The organism is Paenibacillus sp. JNUCC 34, assembly GCF_058269055.1.
Genome location: NZ_CM177770.1, coordinates 3,406,210 through 3,431,122 on the forward strand (window position 1 = coordinate 3,406,210; position 24,913 = coordinate 3,431,122).

General features: G+C 44.4%; 21 protein-coding genes. 3 read left to right on the forward strand and 18 right to left on the reverse strand.

Annotated features, from left to right (window positions below):
• Positions 1-173 precede the first annotated feature (173 nt).
• The 3 genes from AC2TF5_RS15955 to AC2TF5_RS15965 all read left to right on the forward strand — a co-directional run bounded on the left by AC2TF5_RS15955 (position 174) and on the right by AC2TF5_RS15965 (position 2,602).
• Positions 174-713 carry a hypothetical protein gene (locus tag AC2TF5_RS15955; protein WP_491298072.1) on the forward strand — a complete coding sequence of 180 codons (540 nt, stop codon included), beginning with the start codon at positions 174-176 and terminating at the stop codon, positions 711-713.
• Positions 714-970: 257 nt separating this feature from the next.
• Positions 971-1,822, forward strand: a complete 852-nt coding sequence (locus AC2TF5_RS15960) for a hypothetical protein (RefSeq protein WP_491298074.1) — start codon at positions 971-973, stop codon at positions 1,820-1,822.
• 474 nt (positions 1,823-2,296) lie between these two features.
• Positions 2,297-2,602: a hypothetical protein gene (locus AC2TF5_RS15965; RefSeq protein ID WP_491298075.1), complete on the forward strand. Its 306-nt coding sequence runs from the start codon at positions 2,297-2,299 to the stop codon at positions 2,600-2,602.
• Between the two features lie 95 nt (positions 2,603-2,697).
• Here the strand turns inward: AC2TF5_RS15965 and AC2TF5_RS15970 are convergent, their stop codons facing one another.
• From AC2TF5_RS15970 to AC2TF5_RS16055, 18 genes are all read right to left on the reverse strand, one after another.
• Positions 2,698-2,949 carry a YolD-like family protein gene (locus tag AC2TF5_RS15970; protein WP_491298076.1) on the reverse strand — a complete coding sequence of 84 codons (252 nt, stop codon included), beginning with the start codon at positions 2,947-2,949 and terminating at the stop codon, positions 2,698-2,700.
• Between the two features lie 61 nt (positions 2,950-3,010).
• On the reverse strand, positions 3,011-3,928 hold the full coding sequence (locus tag AC2TF5_RS15975; protein WP_491302907.1) for an AAA family ATPase: 918 nt from the start codon (positions 3,926-3,928) through the stop codon (positions 3,011-3,013).
• A gap of 290 nt (positions 3,929-4,218) precedes the next feature.
• On the reverse strand, positions 4,219-4,875 hold the full coding sequence (locus tag AC2TF5_RS15980; protein ID WP_491298077.1) for a YdcF family protein: 657 nt from the start codon (positions 4,873-4,875) through the stop codon (positions 4,219-4,221).
• Positions 4,875-5,432 (reverse strand): ribonuclease FAU-1 family protein, encoded by a 558-nt coding sequence (locus AC2TF5_RS15985; protein WP_491298079.1) that lies wholly within the window; start codon positions 5,430-5,432, stop codon positions 4,875-4,877. Before AC2TF5_RS15985 ends, AC2TF5_RS15980 begins: the two co-directional genes overlap by 1 nt.
• 120 nt (positions 5,433-5,552) lie before the next feature.
• Complete coding sequence (locus AC2TF5_RS15990) at positions 5,553-8,225, reverse strand: transglycosylase domain-containing protein (RefSeq protein ID WP_491298081.1); 2,673 nt, start codon at positions 8,223-8,225, stop codon at positions 5,553-5,555.
• A 148-nt stretch (positions 8,226-8,373) separates the two neighbouring features.
• The gene (gene hfq, locus AC2TF5_RS15995; RefSeq protein WP_006209643.1) at positions 8,374-8,613 is read right to left on the reverse strand and encodes an RNA chaperone Hfq; all 240 of its coding nucleotides are present in this window, start codon (positions 8,611-8,613) and stop codon (positions 8,374-8,376) included.
• 23 nt (positions 8,614-8,636) lie between these two features.
• On the reverse strand, positions 8,637-9,614 hold the full coding sequence (gene miaA, locus AC2TF5_RS16000) for a tRNA (adenosine(37)-N6)-dimethylallyltransferase MiaA (RefSeq protein WP_491298082.1): 978 nt from the start codon (positions 9,612-9,614) through the stop codon (positions 8,637-8,639).
• A complete protein-coding gene (locus AC2TF5_RS16005) occupies positions 9,598-10,383 on the reverse strand; it encodes a class I SAM-dependent methyltransferase (RefSeq protein WP_491298083.1) in 786 nt (261 codons plus the stop codon). Before AC2TF5_RS16005 ends, miaA begins: the two co-directional genes overlap by 17 nt.
• 18 nt (positions 10,384-10,401) lie before the next feature.
• Entirely contained in the window at positions 10,402-12,426 is a 2,025-nt protein-coding gene (mutL, locus tag AC2TF5_RS16010) for a DNA mismatch repair endonuclease MutL (RefSeq protein WP_491302908.1), read from the reverse strand.
• 72 nt (positions 12,427-12,498) lie between these two features.
• A complete protein-coding gene (mutS, locus tag AC2TF5_RS16015; protein WP_491298085.1) occupies positions 12,499-15,276 on the reverse strand; it encodes a DNA mismatch repair protein MutS in 2,778 nt (925 codons plus the stop codon).
• 58 nt (positions 15,277-15,334) lie between these two features.
• Complete coding sequence (locus tag AC2TF5_RS16020; protein ID WP_491298087.1) at positions 15,335-16,543, reverse strand: putative amidoligase domain-containing protein; 1,209 nt, start codon at positions 16,541-16,543, stop codon at positions 15,335-15,337.
• A 229-nt stretch (positions 16,544-16,772) separates the two neighbouring features.
• Positions 16,773-17,336, reverse strand: coding sequence for an outer spore coat protein CotE (locus AC2TF5_RS16025; protein ID WP_491298089.1), 564 nt, complete (start codon positions 17,334-17,336; stop codon positions 16,773-16,775).
• Positions 17,337-17,491: 155 nt separating this feature from the next.
• Complete coding sequence (locus AC2TF5_RS16030; RefSeq protein ID WP_491298090.1) at positions 17,492-19,243, reverse strand: ABC transporter ATP-binding protein; 1,752 nt, start codon at positions 19,241-19,243, stop codon at positions 17,492-17,494.
• A 319-nt stretch (positions 19,244-19,562) separates the two neighbouring features.
• Complete coding sequence (locus AC2TF5_RS16035; RefSeq protein WP_491298092.1) at positions 19,563-20,717, reverse strand: ElyC/SanA/YdcF family protein; 1,155 nt, start codon at positions 20,715-20,717, stop codon at positions 19,563-19,565.
• Positions 20,718-21,005: 288 nt separating this feature from the next.
• A complete protein-coding gene (locus AC2TF5_RS16040; RefSeq protein WP_491298093.1) occupies positions 21,006-21,992 on the reverse strand; it encodes an aromatic acid exporter family protein in 987 nt (328 codons plus the stop codon).
• 105 nt (positions 21,993-22,097) lie between these two features.
• Positions 22,098-22,862, reverse strand: coding sequence for an ABC transporter permease (locus AC2TF5_RS16045; protein WP_491302909.1), 765 nt, complete (start codon positions 22,860-22,862; stop codon positions 22,098-22,100).
• Between the two features lie 88 nt (positions 22,863-22,950).
• On the reverse strand, positions 22,951-23,727 hold the full coding sequence (locus AC2TF5_RS16050; RefSeq protein ID WP_491298094.1) for an ABC transporter ATP-binding protein: 777 nt from the start codon (positions 23,725-23,727) through the stop codon (positions 22,951-22,953).
• Between the two features lie 40 nt (positions 23,728-23,767).
• Positions 23,768-24,772: an ABC transporter substrate-binding protein gene (locus tag AC2TF5_RS16055; RefSeq protein ID WP_491298095.1), complete on the reverse strand. Its 1,005-nt coding sequence runs from the start codon at positions 24,770-24,772 to the stop codon at positions 23,768-23,770.
• Positions 24,773-24,913 lie beyond the last annotated feature (141 nt).

Below are 24,913 nucleotides of genomic sequence, written 5' to 3' on the forward strand. Positions count from 1 at the left end.
TTTTAAAAAAATATTTTATCGTACATATCTTTATGAAAGGTAAGTTTCATTAAAATCATCCAGAGTCGCTTCTTCTAAGAAAGATGTCTAGACATTTTACCAATGTGTAAGGAGTATTGTTTTATCCCATAATCTACCTTATGATAAAAGGACTACTACAAAGGAGATCTTACATGAAGAAGACTATTGCACTACTTCTAATGCTAGTAATGATGCTTCCACTGTCATCCCAAGCATTTGCAGCATCAGTATCTACATCGTATGTAGATAAATTATATTTCGAGTCCTATAAAGAAAGTATTAAAGAAGTTCGGGCGACACAAAAGAAATTAAATAAAGCAGTATGCCCAGACGTACAGACACTAACGGCTAAGTCAAAAGCGTCTCTGGCTAGATATAAGAACGTTGTAAAAAGTAAGCCAAGTAAAGAAGTTTTAGCCAAAGCGAAAGCAGAAAAGGATAGTGACAGAAAGCTACTGAGTGAAGCAAAGAAGAAATGTTCCGCGAACAAAAAGAAACTTAAAAAGCAAAGCAATCAAGCCCTTAAAGACATTGCTGTTTATAAAGCAGACTTGGTTAAAGTGATCAAGACTCACCTTGAAGGTAAAGGAACGCTCAGTCAGGCCCAATTTAGTAAAACAGTGAACGATGGAAACACTTATATAAGCTCCAGATTTAGAGAAACTCTTGATTTATTAGCTAACTCCCATTAGTTGTTTATAGGGGATCATTCTTGGGAAATTAAAATAATAGTTAGATTTTATCAAGTCCTGAAGGTTCTCTGCTTCGGGACTTCTTCTTTCCTAATTTCAATTCATCAAGAATCATTTAGATTACCCACTCTTTCGACAGTCCTTATTGAAAACTCAATTAATATATACGAATAATTCATATAATTTTATTGACCTGAGGTAAAATATTCCATTATAATGTAATAGTAAATATATGGAATATAAAGGAGGGTTTACCTGTGCTTCGGAGCGACACCTTAGTAGAGCCAATGGAGATAGACGCAATTGTAAGTATGATTAAGATGGCATATGCTTTTGAAAACTGGGAAAGAGTAATCTCTTTGTCTACCACATTACTAGATTCCTCAAAAGAAATTTATAAAGATCAGTCTCAAATTGTTACTAAAAATAATAAACATATTGCTTATTATTTTGGTTACAGCTACTTAATGAAAGGTTTAGCTTTCCAAAAGTTAAAACAATATTCAGATTCAATTGAATGTGTATCATATTATTCTGATCTTAGTTGGCTTGACGATTCGACTGAGGAATGCTCAAAGATTATTAGAGACTTTAATTTTTTTGCTAAAGCTAATAATTTTACACTGGAAGTCCTAACAGGAAACAGAGAGAAATTGACAGAGTATGTTCAATTCCTCGAAAACAATCCCGATCAAGCTTTATCTGGGATTATTACAATCCTTGAGTCGGCAATCGTTTATTCTTATTGTATTGATGATGAGCTTTCTAGCTTGATACATCACGTTCAAGACTCAAGCTATTATGAAGAGCAAGTTGTTGGGGCTAAGTACTTATCTTTTTATTACATGTTGGCTCTTTATAAATACAAGAATAAAAATTACTCTGAAGCATTGGAAAACACTATACAAAATTTGATTAAATCTGATAAACTTAATAACGATAAGTATTTTAAAAAGTCTATTGCTTTATTTGAAGCACTCAAAACTCACGCAACAGTCTCTCAATTAGAAGAGTATTCAAGTATACTCAATAGAATCTTAAAAGGAGAGATAGAGTATGAAAAAAACATTAGTTCTGGCAATGGTTTTGTTGGGGTTAGTAAGCAGTAGTCCATCGGGTTTGGCATCAGTGGATAATCCTACAATTAAATTATTAAATCACGGTGCAGAATATTAATTATTTTTTGTGGAGCAGCGAATTAAATTAATCTTAATCTAATTCGCTGCTCTTAAAAAATTGACTTCCATCATGAATCTAATATTCCTTGTGATACAAGAAAATCTCTAAAAGCATCAACTACTTGCTTATCGTCTAATGCCTCTATATTTTCCCCCTCTCATTTAAGTGAAATCTCACTTTCAATAAGCTAGAGATTCTTTCGCTTCGTCCATACCTTTATTTTTATGTTTACTATGAATTCAGTCCTGAAGAATAATAGGCACCAGTAAATTTATTCCTTCTTTCAGACATATTACACCAAATACCAACAATAAACTTAGGGCCAAAATGAGACCAAACGCCCAAGAAGTAGATTCCACAATATGGTATTGTTAATATATCCCAAATATTAGGAGGAATTGTAAATGAAAATTAAAACTATAGCAATAAGCGCTCTGTTAGGAGTATCTGCACTCTTTGGTAGTGTGAGTGCGAGTGCTTCCCCTGCCAATACAGACTCCGTATCTCCTTACGCAAACCAAAGTTTGATCCTGCGCGTCGGTGAATCACACCATTTTAGCGGTACTGTCTTCACACTTAATAATGCACAGGGTGCAATCGCCGTAACACTTCCCTCGACTGTTAAAGGATTAAAACCCGGACAAGCTCTAATTAATGTATATTCTAATGGGCAATATACCCAATACGACGTTTTTGTGAAAGCTTACTAGTAAAGGAACGAGATAATTCCGTAATTAATGTTTAATATCTCTGGGACACTACGCAAATAGTCCATTTTTTTTGCGTAGTGTCTTTCTGTATGTGTTTATATCCTAGGATAATTAACTTCCATAATATCCATAAATGGAACCTTAGTAAGTGCACCATTTTGTTTAATATGCACTTTACCTGTTCGCGAGTCCATTTGATCAATCTGCCCACGAACAGTCTCTTCCCATCCCCACACAGTCAACACGATTTCGGATTCCTCCCGGAACGCTTCTGTAAGTTGGTTTCCCAGCTCCTCTAACACAAACTCATCACGTGTGGGTCTCTTTGCAACTTTTGGCTTTGCCATCTGTATTCCTCCTAAGATGTATTTTTTATTGTAAGGATAATTCCTATTCGAGGGGCTTTTTTTAGATTGCGCTTTCTGTTTTAATGTTATTTTCGATATCCGATATAAAATCTCTAGGAAGAATATTCATCAAGTCCTGTTTTGATAATTTTACGTGTTTACTCATTAATCTTACTGCTTGATGACGAATTGATTTTTCAATCATATTACGAACAAATCTTGCGTTACTAAAAAAGGGTTCATTAATCTTTTCATCAAGAATGATTTCTCTTAGTACCCTACTTGTTTCATTGCTTAGAATATAGTCTCTCTCTTTAGCCATCTTATCAGCGATTAGAATTAACTCATCAATGGAGTAATCTTGAAAATCTATTTTGATCGGAAAGCGCGAAGGAAGCCCTGTATTTGTTTCTAAAAATTCATCCATTTCATTTGAATAGCCAGCTAAAATAATAATAAAGTCATCATTCTTGTCTTCCATCACTTTAACAAGACAATCAATCGCTTCCTTACCGAAGTCTTTGTCTCCGCCTCTAGCCAAGCTATACGCTTCATCAATGAACAGTATTCCCCCCATTGCCTTCTTCACCAGATCTCTTGTTCTCTGTGCGGTGTGCCCGATATATTCCCCCACGAGATCCGCCCGCTCGACTTCCACTAAATGCCCTTTGCTGAGAACACCCATTTTTTGAAATAGTTTAGCAACAATACGTGCAACCGTTGTTTTACCTGTACCCGGATTACCTTTAAATAACATGTGATATGAATGAGTACTAACTTTAAGGCCAATTTCTTGTCGCATCTTTTCTACCTGTAGATAAGCATATATCTCGTATATAAGATCCTTAACCTTTTCAAGCCCGATCATTCCGTTTAGTTCTTCAAAAATATGATTAATTGATTCTAAGTGCTCAAGGTGAATTGATGTCTCTTTTACAATTTCGTTTTTTTCATCTTGGTTTTTGAATGTGATGTTCATCCTAGCGTCATTAATCGTTATTTGTCTTAGGCTTCCACCCAAAATAATCACCTCGCAACAACATTGTGTGCAATTATCGATGACGTTCCAACATGATGAGTATTTTGTAATATGCTACTGAGACGGCCTAATTTGGCTCACAATCCATTTTCAAGTCACCAGAGTGACTTAATATCTCTCGCTGAAATCCTTCGCTTAGAACCAGCCTCGAATAAGCAGGGTATTGTGCTGCAACAATGGACTATCTATTCCAATGTATTCTATTTATTAGCAGGTTATTAGAAGTTTTATCACTTCCACCCAAGTGCAATCAGGAACCGGTCTGCCGTCCATTTTGTATAAGCAAGAATCTCACGACCCTTATGCTTTGCCATTGGAAGTACCGTAGATGTGGTTAAGGCCATCGTCGGATTTTCATAACCAAGCGTCTCGGCTACTTCGAGCGACCTCGTTCCGTGATAATCATGAGTAACAATTATTGCGGAAGACCATCCGTGCTCTTTCATGATCCGCTTGCTGAACAACAGGTTTTCATAAGTGCTTGTTGCTTCATTTTCTAAAATAATATCACTCTCAGAAACGCCTGCTTCAACAAGGTAATTCCGCATTCCTTCAGCTTCAGTATACTTTAATCCAGGTGCATCAAGTCCACCGGTTACGATAAATGAATTGTAAAATCCCTCTTCATAAAGCTTGAGTCCATGCTCCAGCCTTTCTCTAAGACCAGGACTAGGATGGTCTCCCCACATAGAAGCTCCTAATATTATTCCGACATCCGCTTCAGCTTTCACCGTGCTTTCAGCTCTATTAATCTGATAATACACGTAGGTGGACCATACAATCCCCATCAAAAATAGAGCGAGCGCTCCATACAAACTTCGCTTCAACCAAGGACGTCCTTTAGAAGAATTAGAGCTTCTCATCCCGGTAAACATAGGTTCGCGCATTACTTCTTCCTCCTGAATTCTCCGTTGTGAAATAAACGATCACGATGCTCAAGGGACATCATAAAGTATGGAAATTCATGTGCGTCAATTGCCCGAAGCACTCTGCGAGCCGTAACCTTAGCCTGCCGGTAATCATCTCGGGTGATATCACTCCGCCGAAGCGCATCTTCCAATTCATCCTCATCCAGCAGAAATACTTCACCGTTCTTATTTACCACAACATCAAGATATAAATCATCAAACCATGGAACGCCCTGATCAGTAACGCCCTGCTTTTTGCATATGTCGATATACCACTGAACAATTTGGCGCTTGTCATCAAACATAGCTGTTACAATGAAATGACTGTCTTTTGGATAATACTGTAGCCAGGAATATCCCTTATCCGCAATGCGGTATGTATGCTGCCCGTATGTTTTCCACAGCGGCTCTTTCAGGCCGTATATCGTATACAAGGTAAGATATCCTGTGAATTGATCACATTCCACATAACGGGAAGTGAAGTGCCGGCGGGTAATACGGCGCCAATTCGCCCGGTCTCCGAATTTACGTTTCATGGAACTTTTCCTCCCCATATCGTAACCTCAGCTTACCACATTTAAGTTTCACACTCAAAAGAAAGAAGCCTCCGCATCAAGCAGAGGCTCCGATCCTGTTCTGATTACAATGTAAATCATTTACTCGACGCTCTGTGGCTCTAGAGGAGCATTATAGTCAATGCTCTCTCCGCCTTCAGGCGTGGTCGTTCCCGGTTCGGATGGTTGGCCGCCAGTATCGCCGGTATCGCCACCGGTTTCCGGATTACCTGAGCCGCCGCCTCCACCGGAATTTTCATTTCCTTGTCCGCCGCCTTGGCCATTGTCTTGACCGTTATCTTGGCCATTTCCGTTTCCTTGACCTTGGCCGCTTTCACCCTGGCCATTACCTTGTCCGTTGCCTTGGCCATTGCCCTGATCAGTTCCTTGACCGTTACCAGATTCTTCTCCAGGAGTAGTTCCATTATCCGTTCCCTCTTCAGGCGGAACAGGGGGTTCTACATTATCATCCGGTTGTTCCTCCGGTTCTTCTTCCGGAGGTGCCACTCCTGCCGTAATAACTTGAAGTATATTGGAAGGCTCCGACTCTATATCCTGTGATGGATCATATGCCGTGACATAATAACTGTACGTCAATCCTTCCATTGCACCCATATCATCGGTCGAAGTTCCACCTAACGCGTCCATTATCCGTGTATAGTCCGCTTCAGATGATTCTTTACGGTATACACGATATTGAATACCGCTGCCATCCACAGCACTCCAGTTCAGGTTTACGGTCTGGAGTTGCGCATCATAGGAGCCTGTCAAGTTTCGTACGGCTTCAAGCTCAACATTCGGCGGCTCTTCTTCGACAGATTCAGGAGCCTTAACAGTAGGGAAGCTTTTCGCCTCATATCCCTGCACTGCTTTCTCCATGACCTTGCCCCATAAAGATGCTGCCATCGGACTGCTTTGACTCAGTAGTCTATCTCGATTAGGTTCGTCATAACCAAGCCATACCGCTGCAGTGAGCTCTGGTGTATATCCGGCAAACCATACGTCACGCACACCGCTCACGTCTTTATAACCACTTTGTGTCGTACCGGTTTTACCAGCTACAGGACGGCTGATTTTTGCATTACGTCCTGTACCCTCTTGAACGACAGCCTCCATCATTTGAGTCATCTGTGATGCCGTTTCTTGACTCATCACACGTTCTTTTTTGCCGCCTTTGTTCTCGTTAACGACCTTACCACTGCTGTTTTTGATCTGTTTGATCGCATAGGTTTCAGGCAATTCGCCGCCATTTGCAAATGCACTGAAGGCACGAGCCATTTCAAACGTGTTCGTTCCTTTATTCATACCGCCAAGTGCAAGCGACAGGTTCTTGTCCTCTTCCGTCGTCGTAATTCCCATTTTTTGCGTGAACTCATATCCAGCCTTAACACCGATCTGATTAAGCGTCCATACTGCTGGAATATTTGTTGAGTATTGAATCGCTTCAGGCATGCTTACCGTATTGGAATAACGCCCGCCAAGGTTGTTAGGGCAGTAGGTTCCATTACCAAAACATTGTTTCTGATTGCTCAATCTGGAATTCATTGTGAACTTGCCACTCTCAAGCGCAGGTGCATATGCGGCAATCGGCTTTAATGCTGAACCTGGCTGACGTTTACTGTCAACAGCACGGTTGAATCCAGCGCGTTGATAATCGCGTCCGCCCGCAATAGCCACAATTCCGCCAGTATGCTGGTTCATGATGACCATGGAGCCTTGAACGATGGCATCGCCTTTGCCTTTTTCAAAGTTGTCGGGATTGTTGAATTCGGCTTCCAAGACAGATTGGGCATTTGCATCCATCGTTGTATAAATTTGATATCCGCCGATATTCAAATCATCTTCAGTGAGTCCCCACTTCTCTTCGGCTTCCTCCGTCACATAATCGATAAAAGCAGTATATTTCTGCTCTTTGACCGGCGGTTTATAGTTGTAATCCACCTTTTTGGCCTCTTCAGCTTCTTTTGCCGTGATATAACCTTGCTCCTGCATCAGATTTAACACGACTGCGCGACGCTCTTTGCTAAGGTCCGGATTTTTAAGTGGATTGTATCTGGAAGGACCTTTAGGCATGGCTGCCAGAGTTGCCATTTCCCACAGTTTCAGCTTGTTTAGATCGCTCTTTCCGAAATAACGCTGCGAAGCTGCTTTAATGCCATAGTAAGGTCCGCCGAAGTTAATCCGGTTCAGATACATCTCCAAAATCTCATCTTTTGTATGGTTCCGCTCGAGTGCTAATGCTATCGATACTTCCGTAGCTTTACGGAAAAATGTCTTATCCCGTGTCAGGAAGATATTTTTGGCAAGCTGCTGCGTAATCGTACTTCCACCCTCTACCATAGAGCGAGCCATAATATCTTTTACTGCAGCACGTCCGATGGACCAGATGTCAACACCACTGTGCTCCATAAAGCGTCTATCCTCTGTTGCGATAAAAGCATTTTTCAATTGTTCCGGTATATCTTCACTTTTAACAGGATCGCTCTTTTGAATCGAAAGTTCACCCATAAGCGTACCATTTCGGTCATATACCTTGGACGCCCCATGTGCCGTAAGCTTGTCCCTGTTCTGTTCCAGCAAATTTTCACCGCTAACCATAATGAACAAGTAGCCGGCCAATGCACAGAATATGGCGATAACTGCCGTGAAGAATAAAGTCCACCCGATTCGTTTGCCTCGACTACCTTTTTTCTTTTTCGAAGTTTTTTTTGTTGTCTTAGGGGTCTCTTTATTTTTGTTCGCCCTGGACATTTGATCTTGATTTTTACCAGCCATAGTTCCCCTCCTGACTACCTTAATAAATTCTCACTCCCTGGAAAGAAAAGAACAACCTTCTCAGGTTGCTCTCTGCACTCCTATACAACTAAACGAATTATACACAAAAAAGTTTCAGATTAATCAATTTTGTTAAAAATACCCACTTTTATTGATCGTTGTTGTTGTCCTGCATCAGGGAAACATTTCGCTGCGGCATGAACGTGGAGATAGCATGTTTGTAAACCATTTGTTGACGCCCGTCACTGTCGATCACGATAGTAAAATTGTCAAAAGCTTTGATCGTCCCACGAATCTGAAAGCCGTTTGTAAGGTATACCGTGGCGGGAATGTTCTCTTTACGCAGTTGGTTCAAGAACGTATCTTGGATGTTTATGGACTTGTTCATTAGCCGTACCCCCAATGGTTCAATTAGAATTGTTTTGAAGTATATTCAATATTTGATAGAAACTTTCCTGCTATTATACCATGGATCTTTTCATAATTCGCAGAAAAATTTTCAGAATTGGTGACATCCACCCACTCGATGTCCTTCATATGACGAAACCAGGAAAGCTGCCGCTTTGCGAATCGGCGGGTATCACGCTTCAGCAGTTCCACCGCTTCCTCATAGCTGTATTCTCCTTGAAGATAAGACACAATCTCTTTATAACCCAGACCTTGCATAGATACGAGGCCAGGAGCATACCCCTTATCCATAAGCTCGGAGACTTCTTTAACAAGTCCCTGACTCAGCATAATATCAATGCGCTCTTCAATACGGTTATATAGCATTTGCCTGTCCATTGTCAAACCGACCAAGCAAAGATGATAGGGAGATTCCTTCTTTTGAGAGGCTAACTGGGCGGATAAAGGGGCTCCGGTCAAGTGAAATATTTCAAGAGCACGAACCACACGGCGAAGGTCATTCGGGTGCAGCCGTTCAGCGCTTTTCGGATCTACCTGTTCCAACTTTTGGTGTAATGCCTCTGCCCCATGGTCCTCTGCGAACTTAAATTGTGACTGTCTAAATTCCTCATCTGCACCTGTTTCACTGAACTGAAAACCGTAACAAACAGATTCGATATAGAGCCCCGTTCCTCCTACAATAAATGGAAGTTTCCCCCGGTTGGTAATATTTCTGATCAAACGCTCGCTTTGTTCCTGAAACTCTGCTACAGAATACGGATAATCAGGTTCGTGGATATCGATCAGATGGTGAGCTACACCCTCCATCTCATCTTTAGAAATTTTTGCTGTCCCGATATCCATTCCTCGGTACACCTGCATAGAATCCCCAGAAATAATCTCACAGCCAAAAGTTTTGGCAAGCTCAATACTCATCTTTGTCTTACCTACAGCTGTTGGACCGATCAATACCAGAAGATTGGGTTTAGATTGTTCTGTCAATGGATATCACTCCGTACGTAATTTTCGATTGGCCTCGCTCGGGTACGGTAAACCCAAGACGTGCAAACTCTCTGCTTCCCCGCTTCTCCTTCAGCACAACGGTTTTCCGTGCGACCCGTATCGCCTCGCGAATGCTTTGTTCGTCAAGTGGCTCACTGTTGGCATAATGCCGAAGCGGATTGATTGAAGCGGATTCGGTCAAAGGTTCCCGGAACATCGGATCAAAATATACAATATCCACACTTCTATCCGGCAGTGTTTTTAAATAATCCAAATGATGCCCGTGCTTCACATCAATTCTTCGCATAGCTTCATTACTAGCTGGCATATTGCTTTCATAGGTCCGAAGTCCCTCTTTAAGGAACACATAGAGTGGGAACGAACTTTCAAGTGCCGTTACACTCCCGCTCTCTCCACCCTTTACGGAAAAGACTAGAGAATCCGCACCCAGCCCTGCTGTACAGTCTAGAACAGAGTCTCCCTCTTCCATGCGTGTGGCTTCAATCATAGGATCCGGATCTCCACGAAGTACACGCTTTAATCGGACATATCCCATGCTGGGGTGAAACTCCAAAACAGAGCGTCCCGGGCCGCCCAAGCGGACATGGCCATCTAATACAACCAGGACATCCTCATCCCCGGTCCTTAAAGCGAGTCGTCTTAGCGATTGACCGCCGCGCGTGACATAACGACAGCCTGTTTCTTCCGCTATCAACTTCGCCCTTTCTACGAGAGCCGGCGCCTCCGCCTCTCCTGTGGTGATAATCATAAATTCCTCCTTGCTGTTTTACATGACACGTTTGAACATTTTTTCAAGATCATAGACAGAGAAGGAAACGACGATTGGCCGTCCATGCGGACACGTATAGGGCTGCTTACAGTCGGCTAAACGCTGTATCAATGTTTCGGCTTCCTGTTCTGTAAGCTTTTGGTTCGCTTTGATAGAGGCTTTACAGGAGCACATTATGGACGATGTTTCCCTAAGCTTCGCCAAATCGATATTTCGTTCACTTAGTACCCACTCCGCCATTTCTTCGATCAATTCCTTCTCATCGCCTTTCGGAAACCAGAACGGATGAGAGCGGACGAGAAAGGTCTGGCCTCCAAAATGCTCCAGATATACGCCAACCTGTTCAAACCAGTGCAATCGTTCCTTTACCTTTTCCGATTCGGAAGGTGTAAATTCTAATGTAATAGGGAGCAGCAGTTCTTGTGATGCTTCTGCCGGCTTACCGAATTTCTCGTAGTAATATTCGTAATTGATCCGTTCATGGGCAGCGTGCTGATCAATCAGATAGAGCCCGGTGTCATTTTGTGCAATCAAGTATGTGCCGTGATGCTGCCCAATTAGAGTCATCTCTGGAAACGGCGGAATCTCCGGTACATCTCCTCCAGCAGCCTGCAGCCACTCTTGTGTTACTGCAGATCTATTCTGCGTCGGCCTTCCTTCTGTACGGTAATCAGGCCGATAGGCAGTTGCAGCTGTCTCTCTCATTTGTGGGGGGACCGGCCCCGGCGTTCCCCCTGTCAGTCCTGCAAATCCGTAGGACGCTGTATTTCTTGAGGGCTCAATCTGCTCTGGAGCATGATTACTTTGATACCCGGCATTATTATTTCCACCAGGATTTACAACGTTTCTTTCGGCATTTTGTGCAAACGTTGACGCCGATCCACCCGTGTAACTGTCCGGTGTATTCACAGTCGCAGATGAAGTTTCATTCCCGCGTACGCCCTCTGAATGTTTCTTCGAAAAGTGGAACTGTTCCTGAATGAACGCATTCCCATCCTTACCAACGCTTTGTTTAACCGGACGGGGAATGAGTACCTCCTGCATTAAAACTTTCCGAATCTCTTCTTCTGCAAAAGCAAACAGCTCAGGCTCCTTACTGAAACGAACCTCCAGCTTCGATGGATGTACGTTCACATCAACGAGCGACGGGTGCATATCAAACTTCAGAACCGTCAGAGGAAACCGGTTGATCGGCAACAGAGTGTGATACCCCCGCAAAATAGATTGACTCAGCCCGTAGTTCCGAATGTACCGACCATTCACAATAAACGACATGGCATTTCGGTTTGCCCTTGTCCAGTCAGGCCGGCTAATGTAACCCGAAATCGTATAGTCCATATTCTCAGCCTTGATCGGCTTCATGGCTTTGGCGGACTGGGTACCATATACTGCTGCAATAACTTGCAGAAGATCCCCATTACCAAGCGTCTGAAGCAGTGTATTGCCGTTATGCCGAACGGTAAAGGCGATATCCGGCCGGGATAACGCCAGACGATACATATAATCGGAAATATGACCCAGTTCCGTCTGGATGGTTTTCATATACTTCAGCCTTGCCGGAGTATTGTAAAACAATTCCTTCACCACAAAATCAGTTCCTTGTGGCGCTGCTGTCTCCTCATTGGCTTTCAAATTACCGCCTTCGATTTCGATCAGCCGTCCCCGACCGTCTTGGGTATTTGAGGTAACAAGTCGTACTTTGGACACCGCTGCAATCGAAGGAAGCGCCTCTCCCCTAAACCCCAGGCTCGTAATTTGAAACAGATCACGTCCCTGAGAGATTTTGCTAGTCGCATGCCGGTAAAAGGCCGTCTCACAATCTTCTGGATCTATGCCGTTCCCATTGTCAGTGACCCGGATGCTCTGCAGGCCACCTTCCTCCACAGCCACGTCGATTTTGGTGCTTCCTGCATCAATCGCATTTTCCACCAGCTCTTTTACGACGGAGGCAGGCCGCTCCACCACTTCACCGGCAGCGATTTGGTTGGCGATATGCTCGTCCAATATGTGTATTTTGGCCATCATTCCTACCCCCGTTACAATATTTAGTCAGCCAGAATGTCGTCCTACTTTCACATTCCCTTAGATAACATTTCACAAATGGTTAGCTTTCATCTTCAGATCATTCAACATCTGCATGGCCTGCAGCGGCGTCATGTTCATAACATCTACTGACTTAACGGCTTCAATAATCCGCATAACCTCAGGGTCCACCTCCGCAGGAGCTGCTGACACGCTCTGAGTTGACGATTTGGAAGTCTTAACTGATTCGGAATTTTCATCACCGAAAATAGACAATTGCACAACAGCGCTCCCGCCTCCGGATGTGTCTAACTCTGCGAACTGCTGCGATGGAGAAATAAGATTTTGAACACGATCCGTTTCATAATCTACAGCATGTTCTTTAGAGACGAGTTCTGCAGTCGTACAAGCGGTAAGGGACGCAGAAGACAGACTGCCACCCCCTGTTACTGCAGCCGAGGAAGCTTGCTCCAACCCTTGTAGAAGGCCATAAGCTCTGTCGATAATACTACCAGGAAGTCCCGCCAATCTGGCACAGTATATGCCATAACTGCTATCCGCTGCACCAGGAATGAGCTTCCGCAAGAAATGAACCTTATCTCCGCTCTCCTGTACCGCCATAGAGTAATTTCGAAGTCCGGAAAGACTCTCCTGAAGATGAGCAAGCTCATGAAAGTGAGTGGAGACAAGTGCTTTACAGCCAATATGGTCATGTACATATTCAATAACAGCTTGCGCAATTGCCATACCTTCACTTGTAGAGGTACCACGGCCCAACTCGTCAATAATGATCAGGCTTCGCGGTGTTGCTTTCTCCGTCATCACTTGAATATCTGCCATTTCTACCATGAAAGTGCTCTGCCCGCCGATCAAATCGTCAGCCGCGCCAATCCGCGTGAAAATACGGTCAACTAAAGGCAAAACAGCTACATCAGCCGGAACAAAACAACCGATCTGCGCCATAATAGACACCAATGCCACCTGACGCATGTATGTGCTTTTTCCTGCCATATTGGGGCCGGTAATGAGCAAAATCGAAGAGCCGTCCCTTTTGAGCTCCGTTCCGTTGGCAATAAAGGACGTATCCTTCATCACGGCTTCCACTACCGGATGGCGTCCGCCCTCGACCGTCAGATCATAGCCTTCACTGAGTTCAGGCTTAACGAATCGATGTTCTGCACTAACAGCCGCTAGTGACTGATATACATCGATTTCCGCAATCTTCTCAGCGAGCCCCTGCAATCTTGCGATCTGGGTGTTCAACTTGTCCCGAAGCTCTGTGAACAGCGCATACTCAAGATCCACCATCTTCTCCTGGGCTTCCAGAATGAGTCCTTCCTTTTCCTTCAGTTCAGGAGTAACATATCGCTCTGCGTTCGTCAGTGTCTGCTTACGCTCATAACGGCCTTCAGGCAGCGAGGCAATATTGGATTTCGTCACCTCAATGTAGTAACCAAATACTTTGTTATAGCCGATCTTCAAAGACTTGATCCCTGTAACATTCCGCTCTCTGGCCTCCAGCTCAGCGATCCAGCGCTTGCCATTCGTACTGGCTTCTTTCAGCTCATCCAGCCGTTCATGATATCCCGCCTTGATGATGCCGCCATCTCGAACGGACACCGGAGGTTCATCCACAATGGATTCCTCAATAAACTCACACAGATCACCGCATACATCGGTAGCCTCTGCCAGCTTCTGCAGGGTTAAGGATCCCGATTCCGCGCACAGACTCTTTAGCGTAGGAATTTGCCGCAAAGAAAGCTTTAGTGCATTCAAATCCCTACCGTTCGCGCTTCCGAAGGCAATCCGTCCCACCAATCGTTCCAGATCATAAATCTCTTTCAGAGCCATCCGTATGTCTTCACGGAGTATGTACTGGTTATAGAGGTAATCCACGGCTTCAAGTCGCTCTTCAATACGACTGCGTTGGAGCAGCGGTTTGTCAATACGGCGCCGCATTAAACGTGCTCCCATAGACGTCTCCGTGCGGTCGAGCAGCCATAGCAGCGAGCCCTTCTTGGAACGCTCGCGCACGGTTTCTACCAGCTCCAGATTGCGACGCGTGAACGGATCCAGAACCATGTATTGTCCTGGTTCATAGGAAGAAATTTGTGTAAGCTGTCCAAGCGAGCGCTTCTGCGTCTCACTAAGATACGCGATCAGCAAGGATACACACGCCCGTCTCTCTTCGTCCAATCGGGCCCATACCGCTTCGCCAAATTGAGAGCGCACAAGGTTATCATCCCGTCGTTCCCAAGGTGTGGCAGGCACCGGACGGCTAGTTGACAAAGCCTGAGAAGAAACGATCTCAAGCAAGTTGTTGTCCCCTATAATTTCCGACGGCTCATAGATCCCAATCTCATCACGAAGCCATTCTTCGGAAGAAGGGACAGAGGTCACATAAAGCTCACCTGTGGACAAGTCACATGCCGCCAGCGCCATAAGACCACCGAAAGTCGTAATACACACCATGTAGTTATTCGATTTATCACTGACAACCTTGCCGTCCATAATCGTACCGGGTGTGACAACCCGGACGATCTCCCGGCGAACCATGCCTTTGGTTGCAGAAGCGTCCTCCATCTGCTCACAAATGGCGACCTTGTAGCCTTTTTCAATCAACCGCTGTATATATCCTTCGGCAGAATGATACGGCACACCGCACATCGGAATGCGCTCTGCGCCTCCTCCTTCACGGCCGGTCAACGTGATTTCCAGCTCTTTGGACGCCAGCACGGCGTCCTCGAAAAACATTTCGTAAAAATCTCCTAAACGGAAAAAAAGAAACGCATCCTGCGCCTGTTCTTTAACACTTAAATATTGTTCAATCATCGGCGTATATTTTGCCATTACTTACCTCCATGCCGTTTCAAGCTTAGCCTCTATTATAACAGAAAAAGCTAGAAGGTCACGGTATGGCCGGAATATTCCAGAGGGGACGAATGTCACGGCTTTCATCCCAGGTTCGCCCATCCGCTATATATGAAAACACCCGGTCGATGACCCTCGCGTATGAAGCGTAATCCGGAAGATGGGTAAAATCCTGATGTAGCTTGCCCGCACACTCCCGGAGCACCTCCGGTTTCCCCTCGTAATAAGCCTTATGATATCTTTCCCGGTTTAAGGGCCTGGCTCGAAGCCTACCATGATGAAGAGCAATTAGGTATGACATATATAGTGAAGCCTTGGTGATAAACGGAGATACGAGAAAGCTAGGAAGGGTGCGGTATTCAAACCCTCCATGGGGCTTCAGGCGGTAATCTCCGAGATAGCCGTAACGTGGGCGGCGGCCCCGGCTGGCCGGGTCTTCAAGGATGGCTAAAGGAAGCGCAAGATAATTGTCCAGACACTGCAACATAGACAATGTAAGTGGAACTCCGCTGAAATGAATGTGCCCGCCCAGAGGCAGCCCCGGAGCTGGTAGTCCGCCAGCCTTCCATAGCAGAGAACGGTCCCCAATTAATTGCTCAGCTTCCATAAGAGCGAGACGCATGGCTTGCAGCAGAGCATCCGGATCACGCTGTGGGGCTGGTCGCAGTTCTGCGAGCGGATAGCTTACTTCATCACCTTCACGCACAGCGTCGCTGCCAGCTGTGCCGTTACGCTCTAAATATAAGGAAGCAGGCACAACACTTCCCTCATGGTTTACCAGTACAAATTCCGGGTCCATGCCTATTAGAAAAGCGCTATCTTGCTGCATGCTATGGTTCCGTTCGCAGGAAGCTGCCTCCTTACTTAAAATGACCTGCTCTACCGCGTAACGCCGTCCCGGCAGAGCAGCGAGCTGTACCTCTCCCTGGTCCGTACCTAAGACATATAATGTGCGTATGGCCGCTTTTTCCATTCTTTTACGCAGACCATCTTCAAGACCTCCAGGAAGTGTTTCTCCATCTACCCATCCAACCCTGCTCCCGCCCCGCGGAGACAGCATGACAGAAGTTGATTCAGTTCCGTTTACCCTAACCCGATATCTTGCTGTATAGCGATCTTTATCCCTGTTCAGTGGGCGCATAATCCGGCTCGGTACACCCGAACGCCTAAGCCTGGCATCCATTCTTTCAGGAGAGAACATTTCCGTTGTGTACACATCGGTCAGATCATCAAGTACCCTGGCCAAGCTTGAGCCCTCCCTTTGGATAATGATAAAAACGTTTATCGACGTACCTCAAAGAAGACAGACTGCAATTAGTGGTTGTTATAAAAAAAGCTCCTATCGGAGCCTTTTCGAAGATGTTATCGATCCCTTTTTTAATTAAACCCAAACTTTGTTAAAAAAAGAGGGCGTTTGCCCTCTGCAAAGCTGCCCCCACTGCATATGCTGTACTAAGTTACCGAATAGGGAAGGCTTACAGCTCATCCTCCAGATCCTCGAAGTCGAGGTCCTCATAATCACCATCTTCCCCACCAATGAATTCAAATTCTTTGTCCTCAAAGTCACCATACTTTTGGTCGTACACTTTAACCAGCACCTTCGTCTCAGCAATAAGCTCTACGGAGTACTCTCGCTCCACTCGCAGAATAACACTTTTGCCATTAGAGGATACGCTTGCTTCCACACAGCTCGGTTCCTGAGTCGCTTCCGCGGACACTTCTACCGTAGATGCCCGGTGCTTGGGATCCAGGTAAGAAAGAGGTACGCGTTCTACATAAGATACCGTTTCTTTCGCCACGTCGGTCTGCGAATTTTTGTCATAGGAATACCAGATGTTAACATCGTAAGTACCAATAACTTCGATTCCGTCTCCGGCGGCTACCGCCTCGTATTGATGGTTTATAATCCAGGCCCCCAAAATACTGGTCGGATTATTGGGCGGAGTCACGGTATGTGTTACGGTAGAGAACTTACGACCCTTGCCGCAGATCGCCTTCGTAATGATCTCTCTACATTGGTGTTTACTACTCAATGACATCTTCGAACCTCCTCCATACAATCATTCCCTACATGTGTATGCACGACATGGGCGAATGTTGAATGAAGTGGTCCAAATAAATTCATATGATGCTAAAAATAGCAGAAAAAGATTAAAAAATTGAGTTAAATGGTTATATATGGCAATAAATTCACCTAAGATAGAACGAAATCCTTTTCTTTAAATTGAGCGTTATACAGAGTATGATATCGACCACTTAATTGAAGCAACTCATCATGATTCCCTTGTTCCACCAATCTCCCATTCTCCATAACAAGAATCATGTCTGAATTTTGAATCGTCGTTAACCGGTGTGCAATGACTAGCGTTGTTCTACCAATCATTAATTTAGCTAGTGCATCTTGCACGATTTTTTCGGATTCATTATCAAGAGCTGCCGTCGCTTCATCTAAGAGCAATATGGGTGCGTCTCTCAAAATAGCTCTTGCAATAGCAATCCTTTGCTTCTGTCCACCCGATAAACGATTTCCATGTTCCCCAATCTCCGTATCAAATCCTTGAGACAATTTCATTATAAAATCATAAGCATTAGCTTTCTTGGCTGCTGCAATCATACTTTCTTCGTCTGCCATTCGATTACCATCTAAAATATTATCCTTAATCGTCCCTGAAAAAAGCACGGTATCCTGAGGAACAAGTGAAAAGTAGTCTCGGTATTCCCTAAGTTCCATCGACTCTTTGTTCCTACCATCAATTTCAATCGCTCCTTCTGTTGGAGAATATAGTCCAAGTAGCAATTTCAGTAATGTAGACTTTCCTCCACCGCTTGTACCAACAACCGCGATTGTCTGACCTGCCTTCACACGAAAATTAACATTTGTAAGAGCTAATGATTCTTTGGAATTGGTATATGAAAAACTGACTGAGGATACAACCAACTCATTAAAAGATGTATTAATTCCTCCCTCGTTTGGAAGTTTCTCATATTCTTTAGGAGCATCTATAATCTGAAAAATTCGGTCTGCACCTGCTAAAGCTTGCTGCATACTTGACCAAAGTCCAGGTAATATAGAGAACGGTTGCACAAGATAATTCATCAGTTGAATAAAAGCGAGCATAGCTCCAACTTCCAATTCTCCTTTTGCAACAAAGTAACCCGCAACAAGAATTGCAATCATGAAAGTTATGTTTGCAATGCCGTTTGATACTGCATTAGCTGTTCCTTGTATTTTGCCTTGACTGCGTTCAATTTCAGAAATCTCATTGCTATATTGTTGATATTGTTTCGCTATTTTCTTTTCAAGGCCAAATAATTTCACAAGCATGCTAGCACCTAGAACATCTTGGAGAAAAGAGGTTGTCGTACCTAATGCCGTTTGAAGTTTACTGCTTTTTTTACGCATGGCTTCGCCAAATAATTTGCCCACCAAGATCATGAGTGGTCCTATTGACATGGAAATTAAGGCGAGAGGCCAATGAATGCTTAATAAATATATAAATGCAGAAATGGCAAGTAACGGATTTCTTAGCAAACCCATTATGATGTTACCACTTGCATCTCCCACAGCTTGATTATCACTCGTAAAACGAGTAAGTAATTCACCAGAGTGGTTCTTGTCATAATAAGATTGCGGTAAACGTAAGGCATGATCTAACGTATCCAAGCGAACATCGTTTCTAACTTTAAGAGCAGCTTTTTGCTTAAGATACGTATCAAAGTATGTATTCAAGCCCAGACAAATAAGTATACCCAACGCTAACAGAATTAAATTGAACCAACTCTCTACCTCCAACTTTACAGCAGCATTCGTAATGAGAGACAAAAACCATGCAACTGAAAGATCAAGCACAATGCCTATTAACATCGTGATCATCAAGCCAACATATATCAACTTGTATCTACTCATATACTTTAACAAACGTGTAAACGGACTTTTTGTAGTCATGTAGCTCCCCCTATTATTCCAGTAACAATCGAAGCGTTTTCAATTCAGTTAGAATTGTAGCGTATAATTCTCCTCTCCTCCTTTTGTACGTCCATCTTTAAAAGTTTAATCAACTTGTAATTACTTGTAAATATGTCTTTATTGATCTCTAGCCCACACATATCTATTAAGCAAATATTCACCTAATTTAATATGTAATTCTTGCTCTCCAATTGTCCCCTGTTTATCGGAGGGGTTATTTCTACTCCTTATTTTCCGAACAAAAGAAAAAGCGCCAAGCCCTTATTCTACGGCTTGAACGCTTCTCTTCAATATATGCTTAACGCTGGATGCCTGGGTACTGCCACAATCCTGCTGTTCTAAACAGATCGCGGTACACTACCAACAGCTCGGTCTTCGGCACCTCATGCGCCTCTTCTACGGTTTCATAATCCATATATACCATATTTGTTAAGTTTCTTTTTGCTTCCTTACCGTTCATCTTGCTATAAAAACGATCTGCCTCCTTAAACAGCGCAACCGAACGGCGGATGTGGCTCGCACTCGTCACGACGGTAACATCTTTAATACCTTGCTCCTCAATAATTTCGGTCGAGAACAGTGCATTTTCTACGGTATCAGTTGCTTTATTTTCCGGCAGAATTCTTTCTTTGGCAACACCCTGCTCAACAAGCCACTTGGTCATGTTATCAGCTTCAGTTACACCGTTTTTCGGAACGCCGCCAGTTACGATGATTTTGGAGTCTGGATACTGTTGTGCCAATTTCAAGCCCTGCTTCAAGCGCTCCACCAAAGTCTCCTGCATCGTTCCATCTTCAGCTAGAGCATAACCAAGAATAACGATAGCATGGTTTTTCGACGGTAGATCCGCAGGAACTTCCGTATTCATCTTCAGGCCGAGAATTTCCTCGGTCTCTTTAAACTTTTGCACAAAAGCGTTGGTCTGGTCCTCATCTATTTTTCTCAGTTTATTAATAGACTGCTTATATGCGAGTTCATTTCCATTTATTTTGGAATACATCCCATATAGTAAATTGGCATTAAAATGATCTGGCTGCAGATGTAATATCTGTTCGTATGTACGTAGCGCTTCGGGAACTTTCTTTTGAATGATTTGCGTGGAAGCTAGAGACATCTTCAGATCTATGTTGTAAGGATCTAGAACTGTCGCTTGCTTAAAAGCATTCTCTACAACATCATACTTTCCTTTAAGGGTGATGCCTTTGAAAATATCTTTCTCCGCTTGCTTGAGGTCTCCGCCGTTCCAATAAAAATGCATAGCTGTGTCTATCAGCTGCTGAATACGCTCTGAAGTTGGCGCATCATTCTTATAGGTAATAATCGAATTCTCCGACATTGACGCAGTCGCTGCCTTCACAGGCAAGCTCAAAGAAGTCGTGGAAGCCATAGCTACGGTTACTGCTGTCATCGTCATTACTAGACGACGATTGAATTTTTTGGTGAAAATTTTCATAGTGCCCCTCCGTTGTCTAAATGTAATTGTTGTTGAAAAACTCACCTATTCTAACTACCACACCTTACCTAGATGAACCCGAGTTCTTCACCTCCTGATCTTGAGAAATATGAAAAAAGGCATGAACCATAAAAGGGAACGGAGTCTATACTCCGCTTCCACCTCTTATGGCTCATGCCTAGTCTCACTAGTAACACGCCAATTGTAAGCGCTTCAACGAGGTCTATATTAACATATTAATCTCCCACAATCAACCACTTCATTCCTTGAACCGGACAAAACATCATTCTATTTCAACCTTTTGTCTTTCATGAGACTCAGATTGGTCGGGCTTGTAGGGGCTTTGCTCTTCTTCGAAATTTTCAAGAAAAATTCAAGCTCACGGCACAGCTGCAATATCGCAGAACGCAGTTCGAACTCCTCCCGGGTATGAGGCAATTCCATCTCTTTAAATTTATCCACCAGATCGTTCAGCAGTTTCTCCGTCTTTCCTGTATATTCCTCAGTCACAACATCCTTGCTCAATTGATCAAACAATTTGGACGCAAGTTCACCGTGCGTCAGCCTCTCGTAAATTTGAGAGATAAGGTGCATCATCGCCTGAATGTTGTCTAGCTGTTCTTTTCGCATGTAAAAATATACATTCCAGGCCTCATCGGGCTGAAGCATCTGATTCTCCATGGCACGGTTGCTTTCTAGAATTCCGCGTTCCACCGCCTGATTCGCTTCAATCAGCTCTTTGCCATCCCATACATGCTCCGGATCGCGAAGCGTAAGTGAAATATGCTCGAATACGACCGAGAACAGCCCGTCCACTTCTCGGCGAATCTCCATTAACCGGCCCTCACCCTTTGGCATATAAGCCATATTCACAACCATCGCCGAACCGAGACCAATCAACAGGAGTTCCACTTGGGTCCAGAATATACCCAAACTAAGCGCTTCCCCGTTAAACACACGGAATACAACGACCGAACTTGTGACGATACCTTCTTTAAAATTCGCCTTGGATATGGCAGGAAAGGCTATCAGTATGTATAGCGCCAGAACCCAATAATGAAAACCGAGCAAAGAGAAGAGAATCGACCCCAGCAACAGTCCCAGTAAGGATGCAAAAAAACGTGACGATACTGAACGCAGACTGCGCTTACGCGTCACATCCACGCCCAGAATCGCCAGCAGACCTGCTGAAGTCGCTCCCGGTATATTTAAAGCATCTGTAACTAGAATGGCAATTAGCGTTGCTACTGCCGTCTTAATGATACGAAATCCCATGAGCAACCCTCTTTTGTCTTTATCGTATTCCCATGGTATCCGATTTCAGCCGTCTAAACAACCAGAGCAATCACTAGGCGGCACAACAACAAACTGCAACCCAATTTATCGATGACTCAACAATTTTTTCTCGATATAAACAACCATTTGATACATTGCCGTTGCCACTATAGCGATAATTAGCAAACTGGACAGAACGAGGGTAAAGTTGAATACCTGGAAGCCGTACATGATCAAATATCCGAGCCCCGATTTAGCCACGAGAAATTCGCCCACGATCACACCGACCCACGCCATACCCACATTCACCTTTAGGGTGGAGACAATCGCAGGAAATGAAGCTGGAAGAATGACCCGTTTAAATACCTGCGACTTCGTACCGCCAAAGGTGCGGACGACCTTGATCAGGTTGGAGTCCACCTCAGAGAAGCTGTTATATACAACGAGTGTCGTAACAATGACCGTAATGGAAAGGGTCGTCACCACAATGGCTGTAAATCCAGCACCGAACATGACGATAAATATCGGACCGAGCGCCACCTTGGGCATGCTGTTAAACACAACCATATAGGGGTCTAGCACCCTGTTCAAGAAAGGCGACCACCAGATCAGTACCGCCAATAGCGTCCCTATTAGTGTGCCTAACAGAAATCCGACAGCGGTTTCACCCACCGTCACTCCAAGATGCCCCCATATTTCCCCTGATATGATATCTTCCCATATATTTACGAAGATTTTTGTAGGATAGCTGAACAGCAGTACGTCGATCCACTTTGAACGTCCCGCTATCTCCCAAAGAGCAAAGAACAGAACCAACAGCGCAGTCTGTACCATAATGACACGGTTCTTGATTTTGCGTTTATGTCTCATATGACGGGCATGTATATTCTTGAGCCAGCCGGGATCAGTAGAAGCCGTACCAGCCTGAAGAAGTTCCGGATCAGTCATATTTATCGCTTCACTCCTTACCGCCAATGACTTCCATCTCTCTCCATATCTCATGAAACAACTCATTAAATCCCGGTTCCTTGCGCGCATAGAACGGTTGAACCTTCCGGATATGCTCCGGTACTTCAAATGTCCGATGTATTCGGCCCGGATTCCGGTTTAGCAGCACTACCCTGTCACTCATTGCAATGGCTTCCGAAAGGTCATGTGTAACCAGAATGGCTGTCTTGTTCCGGTCATGCAGCGTTTCAACAATTAGATCTTCCAGCTGAAGCTTGGTCTGATAATCCAATGCCGAGAATGGTTCATCCAGAAGCAGAAGCCCCGGATCCGTGGACAGCGTGCGCACAAGCGCCACCCGCTGCCGCATCCCGCCGGACAATTGCTGCGGATACAAGCTGATGCTGGCTCCAAGCCCCATCTCTTTAAGCAGCGCCACCGTATTGTTCCGGCTTTTATCCGTCAATCGATCCGTCAGTTCAAGTCCAATCAGCGTATTGTCCAGAATGGTCCGCCAAGGAAACAGGTAATCCTGCTGCAGCATATAGCCTACTTCAGGTGAAGGGCCGTTCACAGCATGGCCGTAAACCTTTGCTTCTCCGCGGGAAGGCTGCAGCAGGCCTGCAATGATGGACAGAATTGTCGTTTTGCCGCAGCCGCTCGGACCAACTAGACTGATGAATTCGCCTGGAAGCACCTTTAATTGAATCCCTTCAACAGCCAGAGAGGCTTCCCGGTCGCTCACATATACATGAGCGATATTGCGGAGTTCAACTACCGGTACCATGATGCTCTCTCCTTTCGTTTGTGAGATTGTTATTCATCCATTATTTCGCCACCTGCTTTGCTTTTTCCGCAAAGCTGTTATCCACGATCGTTCCCACAGGTACCCGTTCCTTCAGCTCTCCGGCAAGATCCATAACATCCAGCAGATTGTTCCATTCCTCTTCATCCAGAATCGGATCTGTTGCATAGGTACCTTGTTCTTTATATCGCTTAACTGACGAAACGACGATATCACGCTCGGTATCTTTAAAATAAGGTAGAATCGCATCCGCAATTTCTTCTGCACTGTGTGAGTCCACCCATTGCTGTGCTTTATAGAGGGCATTGGTAAATTTCTGAACAGTGTTTTTGTTTTTGCCGATAAAACTCTGTTTAGACATAAACACCGTGTATGGCAGATGTCCGCTTTCCACCCCGAAAGAAGCAACAACTTTGCCCTTGCCTTCTTTTTCAAAAATGGAAGCCTGCGGTTCAAACAACTGAACAAATTGTCCGGTACCAGAGGCATAAGCAGAAGCAATGTTCGCAAACTCGATATTTTGAATTAGCTCCAAATCGGTTCGCGGATTAATGCCTTTCTTGTTCAGTGTGAATTCGCCCGCCATCTGAGGCATTCCGCCTTTACGTTGTCCGAGAAATACGCTCCCCTTCAGCATATCCCAACTAAACTCGCCTTTGGCATCCCGTGCCATAAGGAATGTGCCATCCGTTTGGGTCACTTGGCCGAAGTTGATGACAGGGTCATCCGCTCCCTGCTGATACACATATATGGATGTTTCCGAGCCAACCAGCGCCACATCGATCGCATTGGACAGCAGTGCCGTCATTGTTTTGTCACCGCCGAAGGTCGTCTGGAGCTCAACATCCAGTCCTTCCTCCTTAAAAAAACCTTTCTCAATCGCCACATACTGAGGTGCGTAAAATATGGAACGCGTAACCTCTCCGACCTTTACCTTCGTACCCGAACCACCACCGCCACATCCAGCTAATGCCACTCCGCATACAAGCAGAATGGAAAAAGCCAGGCCAAACCACTTTCTGTGCATCCTAATGAACCCTCCATTCCCTTAACCATGCGTTTCCTTTCAGCATATGCACAGAGCCCGGTAAAGGTTAAACGCCCAGAAGGGTTTACAAAATGGATTACTCGGTGAATCCTGCCATGCTCTCGCACAATTCTAACGATA